The organism is Aeromonas rivuli, assembly GCF_020149575.1.
Classification (GTDB): domain Bacteria; phylum Pseudomonadota; class Gammaproteobacteria; order Enterobacterales; family Aeromonadaceae; genus Aeromonas; species Aeromonas rivuli.
The window spans coordinates 1,976,413-1,989,531 of record NZ_CP079742.1 but is presented as its reverse complement, the minus strand read 5'-3'; the positions used below and the strand labels follow the sequence as shown (position 1 = coordinate 1,989,531).

Here is a 13,119-nt window from a genome sequence, read left to right as displayed (position 1 = left end):
GTTTTTTATGCAGGGCTTCAGGCCCGTTTCTCTTCCAGCCAGGCCCCCTGGCTCTGCATCTCGAACAGCTGGGCATAGTGGCCTTGCTGGGCCATCAGCCTCTGGTGGCTGCCACGTTCACTCACCTGGCCGCGCGTGAGCAGCAGGATCTCGTCGGCATCCACTATGGTGGAGAGTCGGTGGGCAATCGCTATGGTGGTGCGCCCCCGACGCGCCGCCGCCAGCGCCTTGGAGAGGGCCAGCTCGGTCTGGGAGTCCACACTCGCCGTCGCCTCATCCAGGATGAGAATACGGGGATCCCCCACCAGAGCCCGGGCAAAGGAGAGCAGCTGACGCTGGCCGGCGGAGAGGTTCTTGCCCCCCTCTTCCAGCTGGGTCTCTATTCCATCGGGCAATTGGGCCACGAACTCGGCCAGCTGTACCTCACCCAGGGCCTGCCAGAGCCTCGCCTCATCAATGCCATCGCGGCCCAGACGCAGGTTCTCGGCCAGGGTGCCGACGAAGATGAAGGGGTCTTGCTGCACCAGACCTATGCTGCGCCGCACCGCCGCCAGTGACAGCCTGGCCAGGGGGCTGTCATCAAAGCGGATCTCGCCGCGCCCTATGGGGTAAAACCCCATCAGCAGGCTGATGATGGTGGATTTGCCGCTGCCGGTGTGGCCCACCAGCGCCAGCATCTGGCCGGGGGAGACGGTGAAACCCACCCCCTGCAGCACGGGCTGCTGGCCATCGTAGGAGAAATCCACCTCCTGGAAGCTCACTCGGCCAGCCAGGGGAACAACCGCGCCCTCGGTACTCTCTCGCCCCTCATCGAGCAGGGCGAACACCCGCTCCCCCGCGACCATGGCTTGCTGCAACTGGTTGAGCTGGTTGGTCATCTCGATGAGGGGCTCTATCATGCGCCCCAGATAGCTGATGAAGGCATAGAGCACCCCCACCTGAATGGCCTCCCCCACACTCGCCCCTTCATGGGCAAAGAGCGCCAGCAGACCGATGAGCACCATCATGTAGAAGAGATCGATGAGAGGGCGTAGCAGTATGCCGTTGATCTTGAGGCTCTTGAGCCGCGCCGCCCAGTGGCGCTGGTTTACTTCGGCAAACTGGTTGGCAAAGCGCACCTCCTGCACCATGGCCTGGATGACGGGCATCCCCTGCAGGGATTCGTTGAGTCGGCTGTTGATGTCCGACAGCAGGCTGCGGGTCTCGCGCACCACGGGCACACTTAACCGCTGGTAGAGCCACATCACCGCCCCCACGGCCGGCAGCAACGCCGCACACACCAGCATCAGCCGCACGTCCAGCAGCGCCATCGAGATGAGGATGCCGCACAGCAGCACCAGCTTCTGCACCAGCAGGCCTATCACCTGGACATAGAGGTTCATGATGGCCTCGGTGTCGTTGGTGATGCGCGAGATGAGCGACCCCGAGCGATGCGTATCAAAATAGCTGGCGGGCAGGCGGATGGCGGTGGCAAATACCTGTTCGCGCAGGCGCTGTACCACCCCTTGGGCGATGCGATTGAAGCGCAAGGATTGCAGATAGAAACCGGCGGCCGAGAGCAGTTGCAGCCCCAGATAGCTGGCCCCCAGGGTGGCAATCATCGGCCAATCAAGATTGCGCGGCGCCAGGTAATCATCAATAAACAGCTTGATGATGAGCGGGCCTGCCACTTCGGCCCCGGTGGCGAGCAGCAGGCAGATGCCCGCCTGGGTCAGCCAGGCCGGATATTGCGCACAATAACCCAGCAGTCGCTTAATGGTCGGATTCACAGACTCTCCTCCACATCCTGTCCCAGAGGCTGATAGCGCCCCCTGTTGAGATGGCAATCCTGCGCATGGACAGCGTACATGGCGAGGCACTCTTTCATCATCGCGTTCACAGGCTCTCCTCCACATCCTGCCCCAGAGGCTGATAGCGCCCCCTGTTGAGATGGCAATCCTGCGCATGGGCAGCGTACATGGCGAGGCACTCTTTCATCATCGCGTTCACAGGCTCTCCTCCACATCCTGCCCCAGAGGCTGATAGCGCACCCTGTTGAGATGACAATTCTGCGCATGGGCAGCGTAGATGGCGAGGCACTCTTTCATCATCGCGTTCACAGGCTCTCCTCCAAGTCATGCTCCAGACGCTGGTAGCGCACCATGTCCGCATACCAGCCATCATGGGCCATCAAGGCCGCATGGCTGCCTCGCTCGCTGATATGCCCCTTGTCGAGCACCAATATCTCGTTGGCCTGCTCCACCGCCGTCATCCGGTGGCTGACCAGGATCAGGGTACGTCGGTGCGCTTTCAGGGCCATCAATATCTGCTGCTCGGTATGGGCATCCACCGCGGAGAGCGCGTCGTCGAGCACCAAGATCGGCGCCGCCAGCAGCAGTGCGCGGGCGATGGCGAGCCGCTGTTTCTGGCCGCCAGAGAGGGTAACCCCCTTCTCGCCCACCTCGGTCTGATATCCCTTGGCAAAGCGCACTATGTCATCGTGCACGCAGGCGATGCGCGCCACCCGCTCAATCTCCTGCTGGCTCGCCTCGGGACAGCCCAGGGCGATGTTGGCGGCGATGGTGGTTGAAAAAAGGAAGGGCTCTTGCGGCACATAGGCATACTGGCTGCGCAGCACCTCAAGAGATAAGCCATCGATGGGACTTCCCCCCATGCTGATGGTGCCTGAGCTCGGATTGGCAAGGCGCATCAACAACTTGAGCAGGCTGCTCTTGCCGGCGCCAGTGCGGCCAACGATACCCAGCATGCCGCCCTCGGTCAGGGTGAACTGGATATCGGCGAGCAAGGTGCGCTCCTTCAAGGCAAACCCCAGAGCCTGCGCCTGCAACGGAAAGGCACCGGTAAAGGGCACGGGAGCCTCGGGTTCGTTGATCTCGCCCCGCTCCCCAAGCAGATGCTCGATACGCGAGTAGGCGGCGCTGCCCCGCTCTATGATGTTGAACAGCCAGGCAATGGCAAACATGGGCCAAATGAGCTGACCGAGATACATGGTAAAGCTGGTCAATTCCCCCAGGGTCATGTCGCCTTTGAGCACCAGGGCACTGCCCCCAGCCACCGCCAGGAAATAGGAGCAACCGATGCAGAGATAGATGACGGGATCGAACTTGGCATCGATGCGCGCTACCGCCATGTTGCGCTCCCCCGCCTCCCGGGTCAGGGCGGCAAACCCCTCATCTTCGAGGGACTCCACCGCATAGGACTTGAGCACCCGCACTCCAGAGAGTGCCTCCTGGGTCTTGTTGTTGAGCCGGGAGAAGGCCCCCTGCGCCGACTTGAACGCCTTGTAGATCTGCTTGCCAAAGCGGTTCATGAAGTAAGCCATCACCGGCAGGGGCAATAACGAAAGCAGTGTCAGCTGCCAGGAGTACTGGCTGCACATGATGGTAAGCACCAGGACCCCCACCATGATGGAGTCGACCAGGGTGAGCACCCCCTCGCCCGCCGTCATCTCCACCGCCTGGATGTCATTGGTGGCGTGGGCCATCAGATCCCCGGTGCGATGGCGCTGGTAGAAATCCGGGCTCATGCGGGTGAAATGGACGAAGAGCCGGTTTCGTAGCACGTAAGCGAGGCGGTAAGAGGCGCCAAACAGCATGACCCGCCAGACGTAACGCAGCAGATAGATGATGACGCCAAGGCCAAGCAGCCCGAGCAGATACTGGTTCAGTTTGGTCTGATCGAGTTGACCACTGCCGATGCCGTCCACTACCCAGCCCACTATCTTGGGCGGGATCGCCGTCAGCAGCGCCACCACGGCCAGCAGCGAGATGGCGATCAGATAACGTCGCCACTGCTCCTTGAAAAACCAACCCAGACGAAGAAATACGCTCACACAGGATCCTTGATGATGAAGGCGGTGCCACAGGCAAGGGCCCGCATGGCGGGCGAAGATGATGCCCAAACGGGCATGGTCACAGCGCCAACATGATAGCGCGAAGTGGCGGCCGTGAGAATAATTGCCATTTGATGAGCCCCGCCTGCTCAACGCCGGCGCGGGGAGCAGTCAGCAACGAGGGGCCATCAGGCCCCTCGTTGCATGGCTGTCCAGCCGGGTTAGAAGCGTGGTAATCGCCCCTCGCCATGGGCGAGCATCTCCTTGCCATCCCCCGTCATCAAGTAGTGAGATACCCTATCCCGGGTCTGGCTGAAGATATGTTGCAAGCGATCCAGGTCCTGTTCACTGAGCTCCTCCTCCTGATGCAGCCGCCATTCGAGCTCGGCGGCGATCAGATTGAGTCGCCTGGCAGAGATATTGGCCGATACCCCCTTGAGGGTGTGCAACAGCCCCAGCGCCACCTTGGGTGCTGGCCTGCGCAAGGCTGAGCGGATCTCCCACAGGTCATCTTTATGCTCCGACATGAACAATTTGAACAGGATCTGCAGGGCCTCCCTGTCCTGATCGAGTCGATGCAGCGCATCGGGCAAATCCAGTAAATCCATGGTTTCGGGGGGCTTGACCACCACAGCCTGACCACTCGGTACCTGCTTGAGCCACTGGATCAGATTGTTGTAGAGATCCAGCTTGCTGACCGGTTTGGTGACATAGCCATTCATGCCGACCCCCAGGCAACGCTCCCGGTCGCCGGGCATGGCACTGGCGGTGAGGGCGATGATGGGCACATCGTGCTTGTCGACCATCTTGCGGATCTGGCGGGTCGCATCCAGTCCATCGAGCACCGGCATTTGCAAATCCATCAGGATGACATCGAACGGCTGCTCGGCGACCCGCTCCACCGCCTCGCGCCCGTTGCTGACCACAGTCACCTGCACATCGACCCGCTTGAGGTACTCGAGGATGAGCTGCTGATTGACCCGGTTGTCTTCCGCCAACAGCACCCGGGTGCCTTTGAGCAAGTCATGGAAATTCTGCTGATCCCCCTGGACCTCCGCCTGGCGCATCCGCCTGTCGAAAGAGCTGCCATTGAGCAATTCATCCACCTTGGCGAGCAAGGCGTTCTCCGTCATGGGTTTGGCGAGGAAATGGTTGAGGCCTATGCTCTCCATCCGTACCTGCAGCCCCTCCTTGGCCCAGGCGCTGGTCATCAGAATGGGGATGAGTCGCCACTGACTGTGCTGACTCATCTCCAGCGCCAGGTCCAGGCCATCTTCCTGGCCCATTCGCCAGTCAAAGATGGCCAGTTGCAGGTTATTACCCTCTTCACGCAGCACCATCCGGGCCCGCGAGACGCTGTTGGCCTGTATCACTCTGGCCCCGGAGCGCCCCAGCATGCCGCTGATGAGCTCAAGCACCAGCTCGTTGTCATCCATCACCAGAACGAGCGGCTCTTGCTCGAAGAAGACCCGCCGCCCCGAAACCCCATAGAGCGCCTTGTGCATCGGGATCTCGAACTGGAACAAAGAGCCGGCCCCCGGCTTGCTCTGCACCGTGATCTTGCCGCCCATCAGCTCCACCAGCCGCTGGGAGATATTGAGGCCAAGACCAGAGCCCCCATATTTACGGGTATTGCCCGCCTCCAGCTGGGTAAAGGGCTGGAATAGCTGAACCTGCTTCTCCTCGGCGATGCCGATGCCGGTATCACGCACGCTAAAACGCACCCGCATGGGATCGACACTGGCAAGGGTAATGGCAACCTCCACCTCGCCACGTTCGGTGAATTTGATGGCGTTGTTGACCAGGTTGACCAATACCTGCCCCAGGCGCAAGGGATCGCCACGCAGAAAATCGGGCACCGCCACCGATTTGTTGATGATCACCTCGACCTGCTTGCGCTCCGCCAGGTCGGCGAACATGCCCGCCAGGGAATCTATCTGCTCGGCCAGGTCAAAATCGATCTCCTCCAGGCTCAGCTTGCCAGATTCCACCTTGGTCAAATCGAGAATGTCGTTGATGAGCAGCAGCAAGGTGTCTGAGGAGGACTTTATTTTGCCAAGGTAATCCCGCTGTTGCTGGCTGAGGGGGGTCTGCAGCGCCAGGGTGCTGAAGCCGATGATGGCATTCATGGGGGTGCGGATCTCGTGGCTCATGTTGGCCAGAAAATCACTCTTGGCCTGGGCCAGCAGTCCGGTCTCCCGGGAGAGTTCGCTCAGCCGCTGGTTGCGTCGCCACAGGGTCAGGGCCACTAGGGCAAAACTTATCAGGGCACCGGCCAACACCAGCAGGAAGAAGCGGCTCTTGAGCTCAGATGCTTGCCGGATCTTGTTCTGCTTCCAGTCGACCAGCCCCTCGAGCTCGTGCATGTCGATCACCTGATTGCGCAGCTCATGGTAGGCGGCAACTTGCTCGGTCACATCCTGAGTGAGCGAGATCAGACTGCGCAGGGACGGCACCTTGTCGCTGTGCGTCTCCAACTGCTGCAGCAATTGGTTGATGGCTTTTTGATCGGCAGGATCCCAGTTGCGTTTCAGGTAATGAACCTGTTGCGCCAGGCTATGCAAGGCCAACTGCAGACTGGCATCGGCCTCCCTCAGCACTGTCTGCAACTGCTGCTGGAAGGGCTTTTCTATATACGACAGCCCCATCTCCATGGAGGAGAGGCGGGTCAAGTCGAGTAGATAGCGCTCAACATTTTGAAGCAGCGCCTGGGCATAGGAGTTGCCAGCAGAATCTGGATCCTGCTGCACTTTGCGCACAAACCTGTCCAGATTGACCGAAAGTTGTTCGAGGCGTTGTTGCACCTGTTCATCATTGGCTTGCTCGTGCCCCAACAGATAGACGGTGTCGGTATTGACCCGATTGAGGATCATCTCGGCGGCCACACTCAAGTCGAAAGCCCGTTGCTGCTGGATGAGCAGGCGCCAGCAGTAGCCGCTAAACAGCAGCAGGGTGGCGATGACCACACATAAGATCAGGCGGTTAGACCTTGTGTTACTATTCATCCCGTTTTCACTCTCATGTATGACGTGCTCCCGCCGGCAGAAGATATCGAGGCGCTGCCATGTTAGCGCCAGCGAGCCCTGAAAGTGAAATGGATGTGCTAAATCAACACATAACGACCAGGAGGAGCGCCCAATGACAACTATTACCACCTATTGTAGCCAGTGCCTGACCCGCAATCGGCTGCCTAGCACAAAATTGCAGAACGATGCAAAATGTGGCCGCTGCCAACAGCCCCTGTTTGCTCGTACCCCCGTCGAGGGGGACAGCAGCCACTTCGATCTGTTGATCCAGTCCGATCTGCCCGTCGTGGTCGATTGCTGGGCCAGCTGGTGTGGCCCCTGCCAGCAGTTCGCCCCCGTCTTTGCCGAGGTGGCCCGCGAACTCGAACCCAACATACGCTTCGTCAAACTCGATACCGAGCAGCAACCCCAGATAGCTGCCCGTTATGGCATTCGTACTATTCCCACCCTGCTGCTGTTTCATAGGGGTGCGCTGATCGCCAGGCAATCAGGCTCGCTCCCCAAGATGGGGTTCAAGCAGTGGCTTGCCGAGAAAACCACCACAGATTGATGCACCTTTGTTTCAGCTGTGTTTCATTTTTGTGAGGGATGCGAACAGCTCTGTGAGCCCCTCCAAAATTTGGGGATCTCCCCCTGTTTGAAACGCCCCAACAGTCGTAACCTCGGCAACACAACAACAACCATAAATTAACCGAGAGCATAACATGCAAACCTCTGCCGCCCCTTCCGCCCCATCACGCTGGCTGGACATCAAGGCCGGGATTGTCATCCTGGACGTCCTGCTGCTCTGTGCCATGCTCGCCTGGCTCCCGTTTGAACCCATGGTCAACAAGGGGATCGGCATCCTGATCTTCATCGCCATCCTCTGGCTGACCGAAGCGGTCAACATCACCATCACCGCGATCGCCATTCCGGTACTCGCCACCCTGCTCGGGGTGTTCGACATGAGCAAGTCGTTGACCGACTTTGCCAACCCTGTCCTGTTCCTCTTCTTCGGCGGTTTCGCACTGGCCGCCGCCTTGTCCAAGCAGGGGCTCGATACCCAGATAGCCGCCAAGGTGATGCAACTTGCCAAGGGCCACCTCGGCTGGGGCGCCCTCGTGCTGTTCACCATCACGGCCGCCCTCTCCATGTGGATCAGCAACACCGCCACCGCCGCCATGATGATGCCGCTCGCCCTCGGCATGCTCAAGGGCATCGATATCCAGAAAGAGCGCCGTACCCTGGTCTTCGTCCTGCTGGGGGTGGCCTACAGCGCCAGCATCGGCGGAATAGGCACCCTGGTCGGCAGCCCCCCCAATGCCATCGCCGCCGCCCAGATGGGCCTCGGCTTCACCGACTGGCTCAAGTTCGGCATCCCCGTGGTGCTGATCTTCATGCCGGTGGGCATTGGTCTGCTCTATCTGGTGGTGCGCCCCAACCTCGCCCACCAGGTCAGTGCCGAGAAGGTCACCATCGAGTGGACTGGCCAGCGCAAGACCACCCTGTGCATCTTCCTGGCCACCGTACTGCTGTGGATAGGATCGCAACCCATCGCCAAGGCGCTGGGGGGCATTCCCCAATTTGATACCCTGATCGCCATGGGCGCCATCCTGGCCATCGCCGTCAGCCGGGTCGCCAGCTGGGACGACATCAACCAGAACACCGACTGGGGTGTGCTGCTGTTGTTCGGCGGTGGCCTGACCCTGAGTGCGATCCTCAAGCAAACCGGTGCCAACGCCTTCCTGGCCGAGCACCTGTCCAGCGCCCTCGCCACCATGCCTATCTTTATCATCCTGCTCTGTCTGGCCACCTTCGTGATCTTCCTGACCGAGCTGGTCTCCAACACCGCCACCGCCGCCCTGCTGGTGCCGCTGTTCGCCGGCGTGGCCGAGGCGCTGGGTGTCTCCCCCATCGTCATGTCGGTACTGATTGCCGTCGGAGCCTCCTGCGCCTTCATGCTGCCGGTCGCCACCCCGCCCAATGCCATCGTCTTCGCCAGCGGTCATATCCAGCAGCGGGAGATGATGCGGGCCGGCCTGGTGCTGAACCTGGTGTTCACCGTCATTCTGACCATGCTGGCGTACTTCATGGGTGACATACTGCACTGATCAGGCTCATGAGCCTGCCAGTACTGGCGGGTCGGGTAGCGTCCCTGAACCCTTGAACGAACAGCAAAGCCCCGCATCGTCGGGGCTTTGCTTATGGCATCCCCGACCCTGTCGATTGCTCCCCTTGCCACGCAATGGCCGCGCCAGCCCCGATGACGGGTCCTGGCTACCTCCTTTCTACCCGTCTCCCATCGACCTTAATGCGACCTTAAGAAAGCGCCTTCATGATGCGGACAGCGGCACGCCAGGGATCTGGATGCATCACAACGAGAGGAGAATGTCATGGCGAACACGATGGGAAGCAGCAATGAGATCGCGGTATGGGATCCCCTGATCAGAGGTTTCCATTGGGCCACCGTCCTGCTCTGCCTGCTCAACCTGTTCATTCTGGAGGAGGGAGAGCGCAATCATCGCTATGTCGGGTACGCATTGGCTGGCTTGTTGCTGCTGCGCATCCTGTGGGGCCTTGTCGGCGCTGACTACGCTCGATTTGCCCAGTGGTTTCCCACCCCGGCCCGCATCACCCGTTACCTGCAGGCGACCTTGCAGGGGAAACACCCCTATTATCTCGGCCACAATCCGCTCGGTGCCTTGATGGTACTGCTGCTGTTGGGCTGCCTGGTGGGAACCGCCGTCACCGGGATCATGACGGGGTACGAACAGCTGTTTGGTGACGATCTCATCGAAGAACTCCACGAGATCTTCGCCAAGGCGCTGCAGATTGCCATCTTCATCCATGTGCTGGCGGTCATCGTCCTCGATCGCCTGACCCGGGGCGATCTGATCAGGGCCATGATCACCGGCAGGAAGCGCGTGCCGACAGAGACCGAGATTACCGACAAGCGTTGAAACATGCTGCCTGGCCAATGGCATAAAAAAACCCCGCAATGCGGGGTTCTTCAGATCTGATGGGGATTATCCGATCTTGCAGGCACTCAGGTTCCAGATCCGATCCACATAATCCTGGATGGAGCGGTCGGAGTTGAACTTGCCCATGGTGGCCGAGTTGATGATCGCCTTCTTGGCCCACAGCGCCGGATCCCGATACCAGGTATCGATCAGCTTGTGCGCGTCCGAGTAGGCGGCAAAATCGGCCAGGGTCAGGTAAGGATCCCCCCCTTCCAGCAAGGAGCGCTTGATGGAGGAGAGCTCCCCCGGCTTGCCCGGCGTGAAGTAGTCGGTATCGAACCAGTCCAGCACGGCCTTGAGCTCGGAGTTGGCATAGTAGAAGTCATAGGGGTTGTAACCCCGCGCCTTCAACGCCTTCACCTCATCCACGTTCAGACCGAAGATGGCGCAATGCTCGGCCCCCGCCTCCTCCACTATCTCTATGTTGGCGCCATCCAGGGTGCCGATGGTGATGGCACCGTTCAATGCCAGCTTCATGTTGCCGGTGCCCGACGCCTCGTAGCCTGCGGTAGAGATCTGCTCGGAGACATCCGCCGCCGGGATCATCTTCTCCGCCAGGCTGACCCGGTAGTTCGGCATGAACACCACCTTCAACTTGCCCTGGATGCGGGTATCGTTGTTGACCCGCTCCGCCAGCTTGTTGATGGCATAGATGATGTCTTTGGCCAGCTTGTAACCAGGCGCCGCCTTGGATCCGAAGATGAACACCCTCGGGTGCATGTCATAGTCGGGGTTGGCCAGCAGGCGACGATAGAGGGCCATGATGTGGATGAGGTTCAGCTGCTGACGCTTGTACTCATGCAGGCGCTTGATCTGGATATCGAAGATGGCATTGGCATCCACCTCGATCCCGGTCTCGGCCTTGATCACCTTGACCAGCTTCTCCTTGTTATGACGCTTGATGGTCATGAACTGCTGCTGGAACGCCTTGTCGTCGGCAAACTTGACCACGCCGCGCAGCTTGTCCAGCTGCAGTGGCCACTCCTTGCCCACCACCTCGTCATAGAGGGCGGCGAGCTCGGGGTTGCAGGCCAGCAACCAGCGCCGGGGGGTGACCCCGTTGGTGACGTTGCACATCTTGTCGGGCCAGAGCGCGGCAAATTCGGGGAAGAGATCTTCTTTCACCAGCTTGGAGTGGATTTCGGCCACGCCGTTCACCTTGGAGGAGCCGATCACACACAGGTTGCCCATGCGCACCTTGCGTACCTCCCCCTCTTCGATGATGGAGAGCTTGGTCTTGATGGCATCATCCCCCGGCCACTTGACCTCGACCAGATCCCCAAGGAAGCGGGCATTGATCTCGTAGACTATCTCGAGATGACGGGGCAACACCTTCTCGAACAGGCTGACGCTCCACTTCTCCAGGGCCTCTGGCAGCAGGGTGTGGTTGGTGTAGGAGAAGACCTGGTAGCAGATGGCCCAGGCCGCATCCCAATGCAGATCCTCTTCGTCCACCAGCACCCGCATCAGTTCGGGGATAGCCACTGTCGGGTGGGTATCGTTGAGCTGGATGGCAATCTGGGCGGCAAAGTTGGTGAAGTCGCTGCCATGCACCCGCTTGTAGCGGCGCATGATGTCCTTGATGGAGCAGGCACAGAAGAAGTACTGCTGGATCAGGCGCAGCTCTTTGCCTGCATCTGTCTCGTCGTTCGGGTAGAGCACCTTGGAGATGGTCTCGGCCTGGGCCTTCTCCGCCTGGGAGTCGACATAGCCCCCGGCGTTGAACACATCCCAATCGAAGAACTCGGAGGCGCGGGACTCCCACAACCGCAATATGTTGACGGTGTGACCGCCAAAACCGACCACGGGGATATCCCAAGGCACCCCTTTGATCTTGCGACCGGCATGCCACACCTTCTTCAGGCCACCGTTGTCGCCAAAGACCGTCTCGACGTAGCCATACAGGGGGATCTCCTGCACCGACTCGGGACGGCAGATCTCCCAGGGGTTGCCATATTCACGCCAGGAGTCCGGGCGCTCAATTTGGCGACCATCCTGGATCTCCTGACGAAACAGGCCGTGCTCATAATGCAGACCATAACCTACCGCCGGGTAGTTCAGGGTGGCGAGTGAATCGATGAAGCAGGCGGCGAGCCGACCCAGACCACCGTTGCCGAGGGCCATGTCAGGCTCCTGCTCGCACAGATCGGTCAGCTCCAGGCCCAGCTCGCGCAACGCCTCTTCACAGATACTGTAGAGGGAGAGGTTATGCAGGTTGTTGGAGGTCAGTCGCCCCATCAGGAATTCGGCCGAGAAGTAGTGGATCGCTCGGGTATCTTTGTTGAAATGAGTCTGCTGGGTGCGGGTCAGCCGTTCGTACACCTGTTCATTGACGGCGGCGGCGGTCGCCTTCCACCAGGCTTGAGGTGAGGCTTTCTGTTCGCTAGTGCCCAGCGTAGCGCGCAGATGGCGCACTATGCTCGCCTTGAGCTGATCCTTGTTCAGTTGCAGATCCAGCTCTGTCTTCTTCTTGGTAGCCATAACGCTGTTTCCTTCGTTACTTAAATAATTTGATTGCCCGCCAGGGACCGGGGTTATTGTTATCTGAGAATATGTTCCGGCGTGGGCATACTAGCTAATGACGTTGCCAGAAAAGTTAACGCAAGTCACAGTTTAACGTATATAAATGACAGTTTTACCATGAAAACCCTTTCCTGCACCCCTTTCGAAAACAACAACAAAATACTTATAATTCATACTGTTATAAATTAAATTCAAAATAAAAACTATGAATAGGTTTTCAGCGCTTGCATGGATTTCAAATAGCTTGAAAATATCTGAAAATAGTTAACACCTTGAAATCGTTTTCAATTCAACCTTCCTCAATGATCCCGTCCCCGATTGTAAAACAGCCGCCAGATAGGCGGCTGTTTTATCCTGGCGAGTTGACCGAGCTTAAATCGGACTCACAAAAGCCTGGATTTAAACTGGTTGCTGACCCCGTCATATTGATAGCCAATTTGCTGCAGACGGGTGGCAAGCTGATCCTCGCTCATGTCGTAGTAAGCAAGCAGCTCGTCGAGATTGTCGCATTCGAGCCTTAGCTTCTCATTGACGATGCCCAGCAAGATATTGGCATCGAGGCGCTGCAAAGTACTGGCATCCATGGTACGGCTCCTCTGTTAAACCCTGTATAACCATGGTCCCTTATCGCAGGGTTGTCCATTTTTCACACAAGGCACACGCCCTGGATAAAAATTTAAATTATATATATCAATAAGATATGGGCATAGCATGCAACCAATGTCACATTTTTGAGCAT

8 protein-coding genes are annotated in these 13,119 nt (G+C 59.0%); 3 read left to right on the top strand and 5 right to left on the bottom strand.

The annotated features are described in order from the left end of the window. Positions 1-17: 17 nt before the first annotated feature. The 3 genes from KYK33_RS09380 to KYK33_RS09370 form a co-directional block, all read right to left on the bottom strand. Positions 18-1,769, bottom strand: coding sequence for an ABC transporter transmembrane domain-containing protein (locus tag KYK33_RS09380; RefSeq protein WP_224432798.1), 1,752 nt, complete (start codon positions 1,767-1,769; stop codon positions 18-20). A gap of 326 nt (positions 1,770-2,095) precedes the next feature. After that, positions 2,096-3,832: an ABC transporter transmembrane domain-containing protein gene (locus KYK33_RS09375; RefSeq protein WP_224432797.1), complete on the bottom strand. Its 1,737-nt coding sequence runs from the start codon at positions 3,830-3,832 to the stop codon at positions 2,096-2,098. Positions 3,833-4,053: 221 nt separating this feature from the next. Then, positions 4,054-6,837, bottom strand: coding sequence for a hybrid sensor histidine kinase/response regulator (locus KYK33_RS09370; protein WP_224432796.1), 2,784 nt, complete (start codon positions 6,835-6,837; stop codon positions 4,054-4,056). Positions 6,838-6,970: 133 nt separating this feature from the next. On the opposite strand from KYK33_RS09370, the gene trxC reads away from it, so the two are divergent. The 3 genes from trxC (at position 6,971) to KYK33_RS09355 (ending at position 9,797) form a co-directional block, all read left to right on the top strand. Further along, positions 6,971-7,408 (top strand): thioredoxin TrxC, encoded by a 438-nt coding sequence (gene trxC / locus KYK33_RS09365; RefSeq protein ID WP_224432795.1) that lies wholly within the window; start codon positions 6,971-6,973, stop codon positions 7,406-7,408. 154 nt (positions 7,409-7,562) lie between these two features. Further along, positions 7,563-8,948, top strand: a complete 1,386-nt coding sequence (locus KYK33_RS09360) for an SLC13 family permease (RefSeq protein WP_224432794.1) — start codon at positions 7,563-7,565, stop codon at positions 8,946-8,948. Between the two features lie 294 nt (positions 8,949-9,242). Beyond that, positions 9,243-9,797, top strand: a complete 555-nt coding sequence (locus KYK33_RS09355; protein ID WP_224432982.1) for a cytochrome b/b6 domain-containing protein — start codon at positions 9,243-9,245, stop codon at positions 9,795-9,797. A 66-nt stretch (positions 9,798-9,863) separates the two neighbouring features. On the opposite strand, the gene KYK33_RS09350 is transcribed toward KYK33_RS09355, so the two are convergent. Both KYK33_RS09350 and KYK33_RS09345 read right to left on the bottom strand, forming a co-directional pair. Next, a complete protein-coding gene (locus tag KYK33_RS09350; protein ID WP_224432793.1) occupies positions 9,864-12,338 on the bottom strand; it encodes a glycogen/starch/alpha-glucan phosphorylase in 2,475 nt (824 codons plus the stop codon). Between the two features lie 425 nt (positions 12,339-12,763). After that, positions 12,764-12,964 (bottom strand): DUF4250 domain-containing protein, encoded by a 201-nt coding sequence (locus tag KYK33_RS09345; protein ID WP_042044437.1) that lies wholly within the window; start codon positions 12,962-12,964, stop codon positions 12,764-12,766. Positions 12,965-13,119: the final 155 nt, after the last annotated feature.

Bases quoted from the DNA above. Each gene is read 5' to 3' on its own strand.
- KYK33_RS09345 (WP_042044437.1), bottom strand. From the start codon at position 12,964: ATGGATGCCAGTACTTTGCAGCGCCTCGATGCCAATATCTTGCTGGGC.
- KYK33_RS09370 (WP_224432796.1), bottom strand. From the start codon at position 6,837: ATGAATAGTAACACAAGGTCTAACCGCCTGATCTTATGTGTGGTCATC.
- KYK33_RS09360 (WP_224432794.1), top strand. From the start codon at position 7,563: ATGCAAACCTCTGCCGCCCCTTCCGCCCCATCACGCTGGCTGGACATC.
- trxC (WP_224432795.1), top strand. From the start codon at position 6,971: ATGACAACTATTACCACCTATTGTAGCCAGTGCCTGACCCGCAATCGG.
- KYK33_RS09355 (WP_224432982.1), top strand. From the start codon at position 9,243: ATGGGAAGCAGCAATGAGATCGCGGTATGGGATCCCCTGATCAGAGGT.
- KYK33_RS09350 (WP_224432793.1), bottom strand. From the start codon at position 12,338: ATGGCTACCAAGAAGAAGACAGAGCTGGATCTGCAACTGAACAAGGAT.